Source organism: Bradyrhizobium sp. Mp19 (assembly GCF_029952935.1).
Taxonomy (GTDB): domain Bacteria; phylum Pseudomonadota; class Alphaproteobacteria; order Rhizobiales; family Xanthobacteraceae; genus Bradyrhizobium; species Bradyrhizobium elkanii.
Window position 1 is genome coordinate 195,764 of record NZ_JASAUT010000001.1, and the last position, 16,694, is coordinate 212,457.

The window sequence follows — 16,694 nt, forward strand, 5'->3', positions numbered from 1 at the left end:
GGGGACCTCGATCGCGCCACGACGGCGGAACTGACGACAGCCGGAACGAAAATGGCCGCGGTTGCCCGCGGCCATTTGTGTCTTGCTTGAGTGCGAGCGCTTACTCGGCCGCCTGCTTGCGCGGCGGGTCGAGCGCGCCGGAGTCGTGGATCTCGGCGACCTGGTGATCGCTGAAGCCGAGCACCTCGCGCAGGATCTCGTCGGTGTGCTCGCCGAGCAGCGGCGAGCGCTGAACGTCGCTCGGCGAATCCGACAGCTTGATCGGGTTGCCGACCGAGACATACTTGCCGCGGGTCGGGTGATCGACCTCGACGACGGTGCCGGTCGCGCGCAGCGACTGGTCTTCGGCGATCTCCTTCATCGACAGGATCGGGCCGCAGGGGATGTCGTCCTTGTTGAGAATCTCCATCGCCTCGAACTTGGTCTTGGTCATCGTCCACTGCTCGATGCGGGCGAAGATCTCGTTGAGGCGCGGCAGGCGGGCCGGCGGCTTGGCGTAGTTCGGATCGGTCTTCCAGGTCGGCTCGCCGATCACGTCGCAGATCTTCTCCCAGACCTGCGCCTGGGTGATGAAGTAGATGTAGGCGTTCGGGTCGGTCTCCCAGCCCTTGCATTTCAGGATGCGACCGGGCTGGCCGCCGCCGGAATCGTTGCCGGCGCGCGGCACGGCGTCGCCGAACGGAATGCCTTCGCCGAACTGGCTGTATTCCTTCAGCGGCCCATGGGCGAGGCGCTGCTGGTCGCGCAGCTTGACGCGCGCCAGGTTGAGCACGCCGTCCTGCATTGCGGCGGTGACCTTCTGGCCCTTGCCGGTGCTGGTGCGCTGGTGGAGCGCAGCAAGGATGCCGATCGCGAGATGCAATCCGGTGCCGGTGTCGCCGATCTGCGCGCCGGTGACCAGCGGCAGGCCGTCGCGGAAGCCGGTGGTCGAGGCGGCGCCGCCGGTGCACTGCGCGACGTTCTCGTAGACCTTGCAGTCCTCATACGGGCCGGGGCCGAAGCCCTTGATCGAGGCGACGATCATCTTCGGGTTGAGGCTGTGGATCTTCTCCCAGGGGAAGCCCATGCGATCGAGCACGCCGGGACCGAAATTCTCGACCAGCACGTCGCACTGCTTGATCAGCGCCGTCAACACTTCCTTGCCCTTCGGGTTCTTGGTGTCGAGCGTGATCGAGCGCTTGTTGTGATTCAGCATGGTGAAATACAGGCTGTCCACGTTCGGGATGTCCTGCAGCTGGCCGCGCGTGATGTCGCCGACGCCGGGACGCTCGACCTTGATCACGTCGGCGCCGAACCAGGCCAGCAATTGCGTGCAGGTCGGACCCGACTGGACGTGGGTGAAATCGAGAATGCGAACGCCCTTCAGCGCCTTGGTCATAATGTTTGCTCCGTACTCTGTCTGCCCCTGCACCCGCAGGGAGTGATGGGTTACTTCTTCTTCTGCTGCAGAACGCTCTGCGGATTGAGGTTGCCGATGCGGCCGCTCTCCGAGCCCGCCGCCGGGTCGATCACCGCGTTGATCAGCGTCGGCTTGCCGGAATCCAGCGCCGCATTGACGGCGCGCTTCAACTCGTCCGGCGAGGTGGCGTTGACGCCGACGCCGCCGAAGGCTTCCATCATCTTGTCGTAGCGCGAGCCCTTGACGAACACGGTGGTCGCCGGATCGTCGCCGGCGCTGTTGACGTCGGTGCCGCGATAGATGCCGTCATTGTTGAAGATCACGACGCAGATCGGCAGCTTGTAGCGGCAGATGGTCTCGACCTCCATGCCCGAAAACCCGAACGCACTGTCGCCCTCGACCGCGAGCACGGGCAGGCCGGTCTCGACCGCGGCGGCGATCGAATAGCCCATGCCGATGCCCATCACGCCCCAGGTGCCGACGTCGAGCCGCTTGCGCGGCTTGTGCATGTCGACGACGCCGCGGGCGAGGTCGAGCGTGTTGGCGCCTTCGTTGACGAAGATGGTGTCCGGACGTTCCGCGATGATGGCACGCAGCGCGCCGAGCGCGCCGTGGTAGTCCATCGGCGAAGCGTTGCTCATCAGCTTCGGCGCCATCTTGGCGACGTTGTCGTCGCGCTTCTTGGCGACGGTCGAGAGCCAGTCGGTGGGCGCCGCGGTCCAGTTCGCGCCCATGGCGTCGAGGAACGCCGACACGCAGGAGCCGATATCGCCGACCACGGGGGCGACGATCTCGACGTTGGAATCCATTTCCTTCGGCTCGATGTCGACCTGGATGAACTTCTTCGGAGCTTCACCCCAGGTCTTGCCCTTGCCATGCGAGAGCAGCCAGTTGAGGCGGGCGCCGATCAGCATCACGACGTCGGCTTCCTTCAGCACGGTCGAGCGCGCCGCGCCGGCGCATTGCGGATGCAGATCGGGCAGCAGGCCCTTGGCCATGCTCATCGGCAGGAACGGCACGCCGCTCTTCTCGACGAAATTCTTGATCGCCTCGTCGGCCTGCGCGTAGGCCGCGCCCTTGCCGAGGATGATGAGCGGACGTTTTGCGCTCTTCAGGACGTCCAGCGCGCGCTTGACCGAAGACGGGGAGGGGATCTGCTCGGGCGCGGCGTCGATCACCTTGACCAGCGACTTCTGACCGGCGTCGGCGTTCATCACCTGCGAGAACAGCTTTGCGGGCAGGTCGAGATAGACGCCGCCCGGACGGCCCGACACCGCGGCGCGGATCGCGCGCGCAAGGCCGATGCCGATGTCCTGGGCGTGCAGCACGCGGAACGCGGCCTTGCACAGCGGCTTGGCGATCGCGAGCTGATCCATCTCTTCATAGTCGCCCTGCTGCAGGTCGACGATCTCGCGCTCGGACGAGCCCGAGACCAGGATCATCGGGAAGCAGTTGGTGGTGGCGTGGGCGAGCGCGGTGAGGCCGTTGAGGAAGCCGGGCGCCGACACCGTGAGGCAGACGCCGGGCCGCTTGGTCAGGAAGCCGGCGATCGAGGCCGCATAGCCGGCATTCTGCTCGTGGCGGAACGAGAGCACGCGAATACCCGCCGCCTGGGCCATGCGGCCCAGGTCCGTGATCGGGATACCCGGCACACCATAGATGGTGTCGATGCCGTTGAGCTTGAGCGCATCGATGACGAGATGGAAGCCATCGGTCAGTTCCTGTTCGGTGCCCGGTGCCTCGGACTTCGTAGCGGTATTCAGCATCGGCATCGTCTCCCTGATCGTTCTTTGTTCGGACGATCTGATTGTCGTCTGAAGCGGGTGTGGACTCTCAAACTTACGTGAACGGTTCTCTACGTGAATAATTCTTGGCCGTGCGCCTCGACATAGGCGGCAAGCCCAAGCGTGTGGTCGCGCGCGCGCTTCTCGGCAAGCTCGGTGTCGCGCGCTTCCAGCGCCTCGATGATCCCGAGATGCTCGGGCAGCGAGGTCGCGGTGCGGTCCTTGCGGCCGATCGTGAGCTGGCGATAGCCGCGCACATGCAGCAGCAGGTCGTTGGTGAGGTCGACCAGAACGGGCGATTCCGACAGCGAGATCAGCGCCTGGTGGAAGGCGATGTTGGCCTTGGAATATTCCTCGACGTGATCCTGCGGCAGGCGATCGTCGCTGAAGTCCTTGAAGAAGTCGCGCAGCGCCGAAATGTCCTTCTTGCGCGCGGTGGTCGTAATCAGGCGCGCCGCCATGCTCTCCAGCGCCGCCCAGGCGCGGATCATGTCGACGATCTCCGCCTTGGTGCGGCGGACCACGACGATGCCGCGGCGCGGCACGGTCTTCACGAATCCGTCCTGCTCGAGCATCGCGATCGCTTCGCGGATCGGCGTGCGGCTGACGCCGAGGCGCTCGGACAGTGCGCGCTCGTCGAGCATCACGGGCTCCGGCGTCGCGTAGATGTCCATCTTCAGGATCGCTTCCTTCAAGGCTTCATAGGCCTTGTTCTTGAAGCTCGTCTCCGGCGCGATCCGGACGATGGCGATATCTGTGTCAGCCATGGTGGGCGACGCCTTGGTCTGTTTCGGTTCTGGCACGACTCGTCTCCTCCTCTTGGAGACGTCTTCTTAGCAGAAGAAATTACCTTAGATTTTTGGCATGCCAAATACCAGAATGTCAAGCTACCTATATTTTTCGATCTTTTTGGACCTCGACCGACCTTGACAATTACGTTTTTGGCATACCAAATGCCACGAAATCTGTCCCAGGAGGAAGCCAATGTCAAATTCGAAGGATGCGGTCCGCAAAATTCTCGATGCGGTCAGGGCCGACAAGCGCACGAGCCTCACCGCGCCCGAAGGCAAGGTGGTGTGCGACGCCTACGGCATTCCGGTGCCGAAAGAGGGCGTCGCCAAGTCGGCGGCCGAGGCCGCCCGCATCGCCTCCGACATGGGCTTCCCGGTCGTGATGAAGATCGTCTCGCCCGACATCCTCCACAAGACCGAGGCCGGCGGCGTGGTGGTCGGCGTCAAGAGCGCCGCCGAGGCCGAGAAGAGCTACGAGACCATTCTGGCCAACGCCAGGAAGTACAAGGCCGACGCCAAGATCGAGGGCATCCAGGTCCAGCAGATGCTGGGCGGCGGCACCGAGGTGATCGTCGGTTCGATCACCGACGGCTCGTTCGGCAAGCTGGTCGCCTTCGGCCTCGGCGGCGTACTGGTCGAAATCCTCAAGGACATCACCTTCCGCCTCGCGCCCGCGACCAAGGACGACGCGCTGTCGATGCTCGACGGCATCCAGGCGCATGAGATGCTGAAGGGCGTGCGCGGCGGCGATCCGGTCAATCGCGAGGCGCTCGCCGACGTCATCGTCAAGGTGTCGCAGCTGGTCAGCGATTTCCCCGAGATCGTCGAGCTCGACCTCAACCCGGTGTTCGCAACCAGCAAGAACGCGATCGCCGCCGACGTCCGCATCGTCGTCGACTTCAACTACAAGCCGCGCCCGGCGCCGCGTCCGACCGAAGAAATCGTCGCCGCGATGAACCGCATCATGCAGCCGAAGGGCGTTGCCGTGATCGGCGCCTCCGCCGAGGACGGCAAGATCGGCAACTCCGTGATGAAGAACCTCATCAACGGCGGCTACAAGGGCGAGATCTATCCGATCCATCCGAAGGCCGACGAAATCCTCGGCTACAAGGCCTACAAGAGCGTCAAGGACGTGCCCGGCGTGATCGACACGGCGGTGTTCGCGATCCCGGCGAAGTTCGTCGCCGGCGCACTCGCCGAATGCGGCGAGAAGAAAATCCCCGGCGCGGTGCTGATTCCCTCGGGCTTTGCCGAGGCCGGCGCGCCGGAATTGCAGGCCGAGATCGTCGAGGTCGGCAAGAAGTACAATATCCGCCTGATGGGGCCGAACATCTACGGCTTCTATTATACCCCTGCCAATCTCTGCGCCACGTTCTGCACCGCCTATGACGTCAAGGGCCACGCCGCGCTGTCGTCGCAGTCGGGCGGCATCGGCATGGCGATCATCGGCTTCTCGCGCTCCGCCAAGATGGGCGTGTCGGCGATCGTCGGCCTTGGCAACAAGTCCGACATTGACGAGGACGATCTGCTCGCCTTCTTCGAGCAGGATCCCAACACCAACCTGATCGCGCAGCATTGCGAGGACCTGAAGGACGGCCGCGCCTTCGCGGAGGCCGCCAAGCGCGTCTCCAAGAAGAAGCCGGTGGTTGTGCTGAAGGCCGGCCGCACGTCGGCGGGTGCGAAGGCGGCCTCGTCGCACACCGGCGCGCTCGCCGGCAACGACAAGATCTATGAGGACGTGTTCAAGCAGTCGGGCGTGATCCGCGCCCGCAGCCTGCGGCAGCTGCTCGAATTCGCCCGCGGCGTGCCGGTGCTGCCGACGCCGAAGGGCGAGAACGTGCTGATCATCACCGGCGCCGGCGGCTCCGGCGTGCTGCTCTCCGACTCCGTGGTCGACAACGGCCTGTCGCTGATGCAGATGCCGCCGGATCTCGATGCGGCGTTCCGCAAGTTCATCCCGCCGTTCGGCGCGGCCGGAAATCCTGTGGATATCACCGGTGGCGAGCCGCCGATCACCTACGTCAACACCGTGAAGCTCGGCCTGTCGGATGAGCGCATCCATGCGCTGATCCTCGGCTACTGGCACACCATCGTGACGCCGCCGATGGTGTTCGCGCGCAACATGGTCGAGGTGAAGAAGGAGATGGAGGCCAAGGGCTTCGTCAAGCCGATCGTCGCCTCGCTCGCCGGCGACGTCGAGGTCGAGGAAGCCGCCGAGTATCTCTACCAGAACGGCATCCCGGCCTATGCCTATTCGACCGAACTGCCGGTCGAGGTGCTCGGCGCCAAGTACAAGTGGGCCCGAGGCGCCGGTCTGCTCTGATCTTCTGATCTGTCGAATACCACAGGCCGCCTCGGACACGGTCCGGGGCGGCCTTTTCTTTGGGCTGCCCCCATCTGCAACGTGCCGCCGAGATGAGCGGGAAGGGCGCGATCAGCCCGATCGCGCGAAACCAAGCCAGGCTTTCCTGATTCTCCCGCGGGTTCCGTGCACCATCTTCTTTTTCCGGAACCACCCGCGACAGTCGAAGGCGGCTTGCCTTCCGCATCTGATGTGCTACTGATATGTCAGTTAACGCGCGATGGAGGACCCACGATGGAGTTGGCTGCAACAGGGATGACCGACCGCCAGCGCAAATATCGCGCGACCTACCGCGAGCGCGTGGTGGGCTGGTACAATGGCTGGCTGCATGTCGTGCTGATCTACACGATCGGCTTCACGGCGCTGTATGTCTATCTGGCCAATGTGCACGACGTGCGGTGGTGGGAATACCTCACCATTCCCGTGGTCTTCCTGATCGCAAACTTCTTCGAATGGGCGGTGCACCGCTTCGTCATGCATCGGCCCTCGAATGTGCCCTTGCTGCGCGCGGTCTACAGCCGCCACACGCTGATGCACCATCAATTCTTCACCGAGGAGGAGATGCGCTTTGCCGATCATCACGACTGGCGCGTTACCTTCTTCCCGCCCTATGCGCTGGTGGTGTTTACCCTGATGTCGATCCTGCCGGCGATCGTCGCGGGCCTTGTGATCTCGGCCAACACCGGCTGGCTGCTGATCACCACGACGACCTCGATGTACCTGATCTACGAGTTCATGCACTTCTGCTGCCACGTCGAGGAAAACGCCTTCGTGCGCAACATGCCCTTCGTCAACACCATCCGCCGGCATCATACCGCCCATCACAACCAGTCGATCATGATGGAGCGGAACATGAACCTGACCTTCCCGGTGATGGACTATGTGTTCGGTACCTCCGACCTCAATCGCGGCCTGCTTGGCCACATCTTCAACGGCTACAGCACGCGCTACGTGAAGACCGACATGCGCCGGACGGCGCGGACGCCGCGGGTCGTGGCGAAGGAGCAATCGGTGCCGCATGCCGCAGCTTGAACCCAATCTCGCAGGCCTCGCCTGGTTCGGTCTGCTGTGGAGCGTGTGCTGCATCGGCTTCCTGCAGCTGGCCGGCATGTACCCGCTGCGCGGGCGCGCGGTTCTGCCGGTGACGATGACGACCATCGTGTGGGTGATGTTGCTCGCCGGCACGCTGGCATTCGCGCTGGCCGAATTGCGCTGGACCACAATCGTTGTCGTCGGCGGCGTGCTGTTCCTGTTTCTGCCCGGGCTGTTTCAGGCGCTGCCGGAATGGTGGCGCGACGGACGGGCGGGATTGCGGCTGTCCTGTTGCGCCATGATCGCCGCGCTCGCGCTGCTGGTCGGCGTGGCGGCGCCGTCCTTTCCCACGTAGTTGATCTGAAGGGAGGTCTCGATGCCAAGCCACATCAAGCTCATGCTGTCGCTGGCGTGCCTCGCCACGGCGGCCTGCGGATATTTCTTCATGGTCTATCTGGGACAGCAGGGACCGAGCTATGCGGTCGCCTTCCTCGGCGTGTTCGCCACGGTCGCGATGTGGATCTTCCCCGAGGTCGTCAAGAAGGACCTCAAGATGCGTCCGCCGGGATCCTGACCGAGCTCCTGATATGATGCTGCAGCACAGGGAGGATCCGATGGCGAGCTATACCGGGGACCGCACCATCGACGGCATTTCGGTGCTGGTCGACGGCAAGCCGCTGTCACCGCATTACGACCAGCTTCGTCTCACCGAGCACGGCTTTGAATGGAGCTACGAGGGGCCCGAGCCGGCACAACTGGCCTTCGCGCTGCTCTATGATCATCTGCACGATGCCGCTGCCGCGAAAGCGTTGCACGAGAGCTTCATGCGGCGCGTCGTCGCCAATTTCGACAATGAATGGGAGCTCTCCTCGGCCGATCTCGACGAGGCGGTTGCGGCGCTGCGCTCCGGACAGACGGCCTGAGCCCGTGCTGATGTCCCCGACAGAGAATTCTTGAGATGACCCTGACCTGTCGCGCGGCGGTGCTGCATCAAAGCGGAACGCCGCTCTCCGTCGAGCGCGTATCGCTTGCGCAGCCGATGCCGACCGATGTCGTGGTGAAGGTGCGTGCCGCCGGGCTCTGCCACACCGATCTCGAAGTCATCGACGGATCGCTACGCTATCCCTTGCCGATGATCCTCGGGCACGAGGCCGCCGGCGTGGTCGAGGAAATCGGCAGCGCGGTCCGCGACATCCGCGTCGGCGATCGCGTCGTCCTGTCCTGGAATCCGCATTGCGGGCACTGCTTTCACTGCGACCGCGCTCAGCCGATCCTGTGCGAGACCTATCTCGCGCGGGGCGCGGAAGGCGTGCATTTCGACGGCGCGTCGAAGGCGCAGCTCGTGGACGGCCGCAACCTGGCACACCTGATGTTCCTCGGCGCGTTCTCGGAATATGTCGTGCTGCCGGCGCAGCAGGCGATCGTCGTGCCGAACGACATCCCGTTCGACCGCGCGTGCCTGATCGGCTGCGGCGTCATGACCGGCGTCGGCGCCGCGCTGAACGTCGCCGCCATCAGCCACGGCGATACCGTGATGGTCACCGGCTGCGGCGCGGTCGGGCTGGCGGCGGTGCAGGGCGCCCGGCTTGCCGGCGCCGGTGCTGTTATCGCGGTCGACCTCGATGATGCAAAGCTGGCGCTGGCGCGGCAGCTCGGCGCCACGCACGTCGTCAACGCGGCCCGCGAGGACCCGGTCCAGTTCGTAAAAGAGGCGACGCGCGGCCGGGGCGCCGACGTCATCCTTGAAGCGGCGGGCCATCCCAACGCGTTTCGGCAGACCGCCGAGGCGGTGCGGCCGGGCGGTGAGGTGATCTGGCTCGGCAAGATCGACGTCACGCAGGACGTGAGTTTTCGCTGGGGCGCGTTGATGGGCGAGAAGCGATTTCGCCGCTCGAGCTACGGCGGCGCGCGGCCACGGCGCGACTTTCCCTTGCTGGCGCAAGCCTATCTCGACGGCCGGCTCAAGCTCGACGAACTGATCACCGGAAGCTGCAGCCTCGACGGCATCAATGACGGCTTCGAGGCGCTGCGGCGCGGACGTTCGATCCGCACGGTCGTCGAGCTCTGAGAGCCGTTACAGCGTCGAACGCGCAAAACTCTCGATGTAGTCGATCAGGCTGTCGGAGGCCGCGCCCGCGGCGTCGACGCGGCGCTCGGCGATGGCTTCGGCGACGTCGGCATGCAGCCGCGCCGCGAGCGGCAGATCGGCCGCTTCCTTGTAATGCTGGTACCAGAACCGGCGCGACAGGCCATGCATCAGGCCCATCGCGCGGGAGGCGAATTCGTTGCGCGACGCCGTGGAGATCAGCGTGTTGAACTGGTGATCCAGCCGCATGAACAGCAGATCGTCGGATTTCTCCGCCGCGCGCCGCATGCCGGCGGCGATCTCGGAGAACTGCGTGCGCTGCTCGCTGGTGGCGCGCTCGGCGGCGCCGCGCGCCATCAGCCGTTCCAGCTCGCGCCGGACTTCGAGCAGGCGCAGCTGGGCCCTGAGGTCGATCTCGGACACCAGCACGCCGCGGCGGGCCAGGATATTGACGAGGCCGTCGCGCGACAGGCGCTGCAAGGCTTCGCGGATCGGGGTTCGGCCGATGTCGAGCCGCTTGGCGAGTACGAGCTCGGAGAGCGCGGTGCCCGGCGGCAGTTGCAGCGTCACGATCAGCTCTTCCAGCTCGGCATAGGCGCGATCGGTGAGCGTGACGTCGCTTTGCGGGAGAGGGGCCGGCGCGGAACCGCGCGGCTTGTCGCCGGCGGCGGACGATTGCCGTGCCGGCCGGCGGCTCCCTGCTGCGCGCGCGCGCACCGTGCTGGATCGTTTACTCGAATGTGCCATCTGGATCGCGAGTGCTGCTCTACAGCAGATATCTCACACGCCCGATGGCACTGACAAGGCCGGTCGATCGGCCTAAGCCGAATCGGACGGCGCGCAGCGCGCCCATCAGTGCGAAATGCTTTCCAGCGTCCGGCCGCGGGTTTCCTCGCCGAGCAACAGCACCGCGAGCGCCGCCACCACGAACGCGCCGGCGCCGAGCGCAAACACGCCGCCTTGTCCGGCGGCCGGCAGAATCACGCCGATCACATAGGGGCCGATCAGCGAACCGATTCGGCCGACCGCGGAAGCAAAGCCCGTTCCGGTGGCGCGGACATGGGTCGGATACAGTTCGGGCGTATAGGCGTAGAGCGCCGACCACATGCCGAACAGGAAGAACTGCATGCAGAGGCCGGCAATGATGAGCTGGGTCTGGTCCGCCGCCGAGCCGTAGAAATGGCAGGCGATCGCGCCGCAGAGCAGGTTCATCACCAGCGTCGCCTTTCGGCCCCAGGATTCGACGAGCCAGGCCGAGACCAGGAAGCCGGGGATACCCGCGAGCGAGATTAGGATGGTGTAAAACACCGATTTGGTGATCGGGAAGCCCTTGGCCTGCAGCAGCGCGCCGAGCCACGTGGTCAGGCCGTAGAAGCCGAGCAGCGCGAAGAACCACAGGGTCCACAACATCGTGGTCCGCTTGGCGTAGATGCCAGAAAACAGCGTTCTCAGGCCGGTCACTTCGGACGTGGGGGCGGCGGCCTGGCGCACCACCGGCGGCAGGTCCTTGCCGCCGAGACGATCGCGGACCCTGGATTCGATGTCGCGCACCGTGGCCTCGGCCCGCTCCGAATAGCCGTGCGAGGCGAGCCAGCGCGGCGATTCCGGAACGAAGCGGCGCACCACCAGCACGAAGACGGCCGGGATCGCCTGCAGGATGAAGACCCAGCGCCAGTCGGCGACCTGCAGCACGAAGTAGGTCAGCAGGCCCGACGCGATGAAGCCGAGCGGCCAGAATCCTTCGAGGAACGCGATGTAGCGGCCGCGGTTGCGCGCCGGCATGATCTCCGAGACCATCGACTGCGCGACCGGAAACTCCATGCCCATGCCGAAGCCGAGCAGCAGGCGGGACGCGCCGAGCGCGGTCGCCGTCGTCGAGAGACCGCAGCACAGGCTGCCCAAGCCCCAGAAGATCATGCTGACCTGGAAGACGCGGGCGCGGCCGAAACGGTCGGCGAGCAGGCCGGCGGACGCGGCGCCCACGAACATGCCGAGGAAGCTCATGCTGGACAGCAGCCCGGCTTCCGCCGTCGACAGGCCGAAGGTCTGGCGGATCGAGCCAAGCACAAAGGTCAGCGCGGCCAGGTCCATGCTGTCGAAAAACCACGCGGTCGCGATGATTCCGAAGATCCAGCGCTGATAGGAGGTCAGCGGCAGGCGTTCGAGCCGTGCCGCGATGTCGGCGACCTGCTGCGCCTGCGCGGTTCGCGCAACGGCCGGAGCCCGGCTTCCGGCTGCTGCGGTGACGTCGGAAATGGTCATTGCTGCCTCCCCAAGTGGATGCTGACGGCTCTTTTCGGCCTTTTCATAAAATGTCACACGAATAGCAGTGATATGTCAATTGAAGATCACACGCGAATTGAGGGCACGGACCAGGCTGCGGCACCGGATGGGGCCGCGGACAAATCGGCGCGTAGCGCGGTCCTCCCGTGATCCGGTCGACCATCCTTGCCGCTTCGGGCATCCCGCGAAGCGGCATCAAGAGCCGGTTAACGGCATCCGAGAAATCGGGGGCTAACAGCTAATCCGGCTTTAATGGGGAGCCGACTAAACGTCATGTGGTTGCAAGGTACCGGATGCCTGGAGGTATCCGATGTTGCGTCGGGCGGAGGCGTTTTCCCCATATGTCAGTTCAGGCCGATTTGGATTTTGCGAGCGACGATCGCGCGAGGGCGCAGATCGGCGCGGCGGTGAGCTATCTGCTCAGGGACGCGACCGGCGTCACGCGTGAGCATGCCGTCGAGACGATTGTCGAGATGGTGCGCGACATCGCAAGCCGGCCGCCCACTGTCGAAGCGGCATCGATCCAGCCGCTGATGAGCGGCGTCACCTATCGGGATTTTGTGATCGATGCCTACCGGCGCGATGTCGACCGCTGGCGCGCGACCATCCGCCGTTCGAACGGCAAGAAGATCCGGATCGCTTCGCCGCCGTCGGTGCGCGACGAGGCGACCACCACAGCGGACGCGATCACCGCCGAGAAGGCCATCGAGTTCGCGAGGCGGGCGATCGACCTGGGCGAGGTGATCTGATCTCGTCACCTCAAGGCTTGCCATCGCCGCGAAAGTCCGGCGATGCACTGAGCCTATGCTTGGGACGCGCGATGTGCTCCGATACGACGGCGCGCCGGTTCCGGAGCCGTCTCGTGGAGCCTTGATCCATCGTGTCCCAGCCGAGAAATGCCATGCCTTCCGAACTCCGTTCGCCGCGTCTGGCCGTCCTGATCGACGCCGACAATGCATCTGCAAGGATCGCCGATGGGCTGTTCGAGGAGATCGCCAAGATCGGCGAGGCCAGTGTGCGCCGCATCTACGGCGACTTCTCCAATCCGAGGTCCAAAGGCTGGGCCGACATTCTGTCGAAGCACGCCATTATTCCCCAGCAGCAATTTGCCTATACGACCGGGAAGAATGCGTCCGATATCACGCTGGTCATTGACGCCATGGACCTGCTGCACAGCGGCCGGTTCGATGGCTTCTGCCTGGTGTCGTCCGACAGCGATTTCACCAGGCTAGCCGCCCGCATCCGCGAGCACGGCATCGACGTGTTCGGGTTCGGCGAGCAGAAGACGCCGGAGAGTTTTCGGCAGGCCTGCCGCCGGTTCGTCTATACCGAGAATCTGCGCGGCGGCGCGCCGAGCAATCAGGATGCCGCCGTGCGGACCCAGCCGTTGCAGCCGCCCGAGGCCGCCACGCCCATCATCAAGAAGGTCATCAGCCAGATGGCAAGCGAGGACGGCTGGGTGACGCTTGGCGAGGTCGGACGGCAGCTGGCCAATTTCGCGTCGGATTTCGATCAGCGGACCTACGGCTTCCGCACCCTCGGCGAACTGGTTCGCAGGACCAACGCTTTCGAGATCGAGTCGAAGGGCGGGACGATGCGAATCCGCATCAAGCCATCAGCTGCACGGCCGCCAAGACGGCGAGCTCCAAGACGGCGAGCCGATCAAAAACCGCCGGAATGAACGGCGCGCAGCGCGCTCCTGTTCTGAACTATCCCTGAATCTGAACGCAGGATGAATGCCGCTTCGGACATTGTCCGGAGCAGCATTTTCATTCGTGCTGGAATCAAGCGAATTGCGCGCGGAACTGGAGTTGCGCGGGTTGCAGCATTGGAACTGGAACGTTCTCGTTGCTTGCGATGTTGAGGGGGCATCGATCAATTCGGAGGAGGACAATCATGAACAAGCTTTTTGCTGTTTCCCTTGTCGCTGCTGCGTCGCTGCTCGCGTCCGGTTCGGCCTTCGCGCAGTCCACGACTGCGGCGGGCGCCGCGAACGGCGCGCGAACCGGCGGCGAAATCGCGGGGCCGGTCGGCGAGATCGTCGGCGGCACGGTGGGTGCCGCGGTCGGCGCCGGCCTCGAGATTCCGAATGCGGTGATCACGTCGATCCCGCGCAACGAGCCGTCGGTGGTGGTGCGTGAACGCGTCGTGGTCGGCGAGCCGCTGCCCGACACCGTCGTGCTGCGCCCGGTGCCGCGCTACACCGAGTATCGCTACGCGGTCGTCAACGATCGCCGCGTGATCGTGGAGCCGCGCACCCGCCGGATCGTCAAAATCATCGACTGATCGCATCGAGACTTCTGACTACGAAGATCCTCGCGGGCGCATCGCCCGCGGGGATTTTTCTTGGGCCCATTTTCTTGGGCCCCATGAATACCGGCATGGCACAGGCCCGTTTTTTCATGAAGCGGCCGGTTGGCCTGGCGGCCCGATCCCCTAGACTGGGTTGCAACGGACGGACGCAGCAAGCGTCTGCCTTGGTCAAGAAGCAGGGGATGGAAGCATGACTCGGAAGATCGCGATCGTCGGCGCGGGTGCGGTCGGCGGCTACGCCGGTGCGCACATGGTGCAGGCAGGGGAGGATGTCACCTTCATCGATCCCTGGCCCGCGCATGTCGAGCACATGCGCAAGCACGGACTGCGCGTCACGCACGCGATGGACGTTGCGGAATTCTCGGTGCCGGTGCGGGCGCTTGATGTCACCGAGGCGCAGCAATTGGCGAAAGAGAAACCCGTCGACATCGCCTTCGTCTGCATGAAGTCCTACGACACCGCCTGGGCCACCATGCTGATCCGGCAATATCTGGCGGCGGATGGCTACGTCGTCTCGCTGCAAAACTGCATGAACGAGGAGACCATCGCCGGCGTCGTCGGCTGGGGCAAGACGCTCGGCTGCATCGCGAGCAGCATCACCGTCAATCTGCCGGAGCCGGGTCATATCCACCGCGGCGCCGGCAAGGGTGGCGCCGCGCACACCGTGTTTCGCGCCGGCGAGGTGCATGGCCGGATCACCGCGCGGGCCGAAGAAGTGTGCCGCCTGGTCGGCTATTCCGACAGCGCCAAGGTGACCTCCAATCTCTGGGGCGAGCGCTGGTCCAAGCTGGTTGCCAACGTGATGGGCAACGGGCTCTCGGCCTGCACCGGTCTGGCGGGCGGCGAGGTGCTGCAAAGCGAGCCGCTGCGCCGCTTCTCGACGCGGCTCGGCAGCGAGGCGATCCGCGTCGGCCAGGCGCAGGGCTATCAGCTGGAGGAGATCCTGCATCTGCCGCCCGAGACCATCGCGCGGGCCGGCGAGGGCGACGAGGCCGCAACGCGCGTGTGCGACGAGCAGCGCTTCAAGGATGCCAAGCGCACCTCGTCTGCGCAGCGTCCCTCGATGGGCCAGGACATGCAGAAGGGCCGCCGCACCGAGATCGAATTCCTCAACGGCCTCGTGGTCCGCGAAGGCGAGAAGCGCGGCATCACCTGCGCGGCGAATACCGCGCTGACCGACATCGTCAAGCGCGTCGAGCGCGGCGAGCTCGCGCCGGATCCGCGGCACATCACGGAGTTGCGGATGAATTGAGCGGTGGGACTATCCGCCGTCATTGCGAGGAGCGAAGCGACGAAGCAATCCATGCATCAACGTGGGCGGTTGGATGGATTGCTTCGCTTCGCTCACAATGACGTGGAGATTGTGGGCCGATTGCCTACAGCAACTGCCTTACCCCCATCCCGCTCATGAACCGCTCGCGGATTTGCACGGGGTCGCGGCGGGTGGTGCCGGTGCCGGGCTTGTCGTCGATGCGGACGCCGATCAAAGTCGGGCCGGAGGCCTGTTTCGACTGTTCGATCAGCCGCTCGAAATCGTCCTCGTCGGCGGCCCAGGAGCTGTTCGCGATCCCGCTGGCGATTGCGACCTGGACGATATCGGTATGGCCCGCGGCCGGCGTCGGCTGCGCGCCTGTGATCTGGTAGATGCCGTTGTCCATCACCACCATGGTGAGATTCTTCGGCGCCAGCGTCGCGATGGTCGAGAGGCAGCCGAGCTGCATCAGCAGCGAGCCGTCGCCTTCCAGCGCGAACACCCGCCGGTTCGGCTGCGCCAGCGCGACGCCGAGCGCGATCGGGAAGGCGAGGCCCATGCTGCCCAGCATGTAAAAATTCTGCGGGCGATGGCCGGCGGCCCAGAGATCGAAGTTGGTGTTGCCGATGCCGCCGATCACGGCTTCGTCCTTGAGCCCGGCGACGAGGCGCCGGGTGAGCTCGAAGCGGTTCATCACCTTGGTGTTGCGCGCGTGGGTGCTGGTCATGGCTGATCTCACTTGTCGAAGGTCTTGCCGCCGGTCAAGAGCGGCGAGAGGATCAGCGCCACCGGCGCCTGGGTGGTGACGGCCTGCTTGATCGAGCGGTCGGCGATGAATTCGAGCTCGTCGAGCCGCGTGATGGTGTGATGCTCCATCGCGAGCGAATCCAGCACCGGGCGCATGGTGCGGCAGACCAGCGCCTGGCCGTAATTGAACTCGCCGAGCGTGCCGCGCTCGGAGACGAACATGATCAGCGGGATCTGGTAGGGCACCGCGAGCGAGGCCAGCACGTTGGCGAGCGTGGCAAAGCCCGAAGTTTGCATCAGCACCGCGCCGCGCGTTCCCGCCATCCAGGCACCGGAGACGATGCCCACCGCTTCTTCCTCGCGCGCGGTCGGAAACGTCGTGAAATAGGGATCGGCGTGCAGGTCCTTGATCAGCGTGGTCAGCACCCGGTCGGGCACATAGGGCACGAGCTTGATCTCGTTCCGCTTCAGCGTCTGCAGCACGATGCCGTGCCAGGTCGTCGCCGCATCCTGGGACTTGTCCTTGGCTTTATCTTTGGACGAGGCTTGTTCCGCGGCCGCCATCCTGTTCTCCCTGCTTGCGCGACGCTGGTGGCCGCTTGCCGCACGAAACTTGACGCGGTACCTGCGATTGTCAACATGTCG

At 65.0% G+C, this 16,694-nt stretch carries 17 protein-coding genes; 10 read left to right on the plus strand and 7 right to left on the minus strand.

Features of this window, described 5'->3' with window-relative positions; genetic code table 11:
- Positions 1-100: 100 nt before the first annotated feature.
- The 3 genes from frc to QJT82_RS00885 all read right to left on the minus strand — a co-directional run bounded on the left by frc (position 101) and on the right by QJT82_RS00885 (position 3,950).
- On the minus strand, positions 101-1,378 hold the full coding sequence (gene frc / locus QJT82_RS00875) for a formyl-CoA transferase (protein WP_028345233.1): 1,278 nt from the start codon (positions 1,376-1,378) through the stop codon (positions 101-103).
- A 50-nt stretch (positions 1,379-1,428) separates the two neighbouring features.
- Positions 1,429-3,165 carry an oxalyl-CoA decarboxylase gene (gene oxc / locus QJT82_RS00880; RefSeq protein ID WP_028345232.1) on the minus strand — a complete coding sequence of 579 codons (1,737 nt, stop codon included), beginning with the start codon at positions 3,163-3,165 and terminating at the stop codon, positions 1,429-1,431.
- 89 nt (positions 3,166-3,254) lie between these two features.
- Complete coding sequence (locus QJT82_RS00885; RefSeq protein ID WP_050387017.1) at positions 3,255-3,950, minus strand: GntR family transcriptional regulator; 696 nt, start codon at positions 3,948-3,950, stop codon at positions 3,255-3,257.
- A 217-nt stretch (positions 3,951-4,167) separates the two neighbouring features.
- Here QJT82_RS00885 and QJT82_RS00890 point away from each other — a divergent pair, with 217 nt between their 5' ends.
- The 6 genes from QJT82_RS00890 to QJT82_RS00915 all read left to right on the plus strand — a co-directional run bounded on the left by QJT82_RS00890 (position 4,168) and on the right by QJT82_RS00915 (position 9,436).
- Positions 4,168-6,297: an acetate--CoA ligase family protein gene (locus QJT82_RS00890; protein WP_028345231.1), complete on the plus strand. Its 2,130-nt coding sequence runs from the start codon at positions 4,168-4,170 to the stop codon at positions 6,295-6,297.
- A 273-nt stretch (positions 6,298-6,570) separates the two neighbouring features.
- On the plus strand, positions 6,571-7,368 hold the full coding sequence (locus QJT82_RS00895; protein WP_028345230.1) for a sterol desaturase family protein: 798 nt from the start codon (positions 6,571-6,573) through the stop codon (positions 7,366-7,368).
- Complete coding sequence (locus QJT82_RS00900; protein WP_028345229.1) at positions 7,355-7,723, plus strand: hypothetical protein; 369 nt, start codon at positions 7,355-7,357, stop codon at positions 7,721-7,723. Before QJT82_RS00895 ends, QJT82_RS00900 begins: the two co-directional genes overlap by 14 nt.
- Before the next feature lie 21 nt (positions 7,724-7,744).
- Positions 7,745-7,942, plus strand: coding sequence for a hypothetical protein (locus tag QJT82_RS00905; RefSeq protein ID WP_024579640.1), 198 nt, complete (start codon positions 7,745-7,747; stop codon positions 7,940-7,942).
- A 40-nt stretch (positions 7,943-7,982) separates the two neighbouring features.
- The gene (locus tag QJT82_RS00910) at positions 7,983-8,291 is read left to right on the plus strand and encodes a DUF6166 domain-containing protein (RefSeq protein WP_028345228.1); all 309 of its coding nucleotides are present in this window, start codon (positions 7,983-7,985) and stop codon (positions 8,289-8,291) included.
- 35 nt (positions 8,292-8,326) lie between these two features.
- Complete coding sequence (locus tag QJT82_RS00915) at positions 8,327-9,436, plus strand: Zn-dependent alcohol dehydrogenase (RefSeq protein ID WP_028345227.1); 1,110 nt, start codon at positions 8,327-8,329, stop codon at positions 9,434-9,436.
- A 6-nt stretch (positions 9,437-9,442) separates the two neighbouring features.
- On the opposite strand, the gene QJT82_RS00920 is transcribed toward QJT82_RS00915, so the two are convergent.
- Positions 9,443-10,201: a GntR family transcriptional regulator gene (locus tag QJT82_RS00920; protein WP_028345226.1), complete on the minus strand. Its 759-nt coding sequence runs from the start codon at positions 10,199-10,201 to the stop codon at positions 9,443-9,445.
- Positions 10,202-10,306: 105 nt separating this feature from the next.
- A complete protein-coding gene (locus tag QJT82_RS00925) occupies positions 10,307-11,716 on the minus strand; it encodes an MFS transporter (protein WP_028345225.1) in 1,410 nt (469 codons plus the stop codon).
- Positions 11,717-12,078: 362 nt separating this feature from the next.
- Between QJT82_RS00925 and QJT82_RS00930 the strand changes: the two genes are divergently transcribed.
- The 4 genes from QJT82_RS00930 to QJT82_RS00945 all read left to right on the plus strand — a co-directional run bounded on the left by QJT82_RS00930 (position 12,079) and on the right by QJT82_RS00945 (position 15,302).
- Positions 12,079-12,486 (plus strand): hypothetical protein, encoded by a 408-nt coding sequence (locus QJT82_RS00930; RefSeq protein WP_016842371.1) that lies wholly within the window; start codon positions 12,079-12,081, stop codon positions 12,484-12,486.
- A 152-nt stretch (positions 12,487-12,638) separates the two neighbouring features.
- On the plus strand, positions 12,639-13,418 hold the full coding sequence (locus QJT82_RS00935) for an NYN domain-containing protein (protein ID WP_028345224.1): 780 nt from the start codon (positions 12,639-12,641) through the stop codon (positions 13,416-13,418).
- A gap of 215 nt (positions 13,419-13,633) precedes the next feature.
- Complete coding sequence (locus tag QJT82_RS00940; protein WP_028345223.1) at positions 13,634-14,023, plus strand: DUF1236 domain-containing protein; 390 nt, start codon at positions 13,634-13,636, stop codon at positions 14,021-14,023.
- Between the two features lie 217 nt (positions 14,024-14,240).
- Positions 14,241-15,302 (plus strand): 2-dehydropantoate 2-reductase, encoded by a 1,062-nt coding sequence (locus QJT82_RS00945; protein WP_264641912.1) that lies wholly within the window; start codon positions 14,241-14,243, stop codon positions 15,300-15,302.
- Positions 15,303-15,426: 124 nt separating this feature from the next.
- Here the strand turns inward: QJT82_RS00945 and QJT82_RS00950 are convergent, their stop codons facing one another.
- Positions 15,427-16,029 carry a thiamine pyrophosphate-dependent enzyme gene (locus QJT82_RS00950; protein ID WP_028345221.1) on the minus strand — a complete coding sequence of 201 codons (603 nt, stop codon included), beginning with the start codon at positions 16,027-16,029 and terminating at the stop codon, positions 15,427-15,429.
- Positions 16,030-16,037: 8 nt separating this feature from the next.
- On the minus strand, positions 16,038-16,613 hold the full coding sequence (locus QJT82_RS00955; RefSeq protein ID WP_026192548.1) for a thiamine pyrophosphate-binding protein: 576 nt from the start codon (positions 16,611-16,613) through the stop codon (positions 16,038-16,040).
- Positions 16,614-16,694 lie beyond the last annotated feature (81 nt).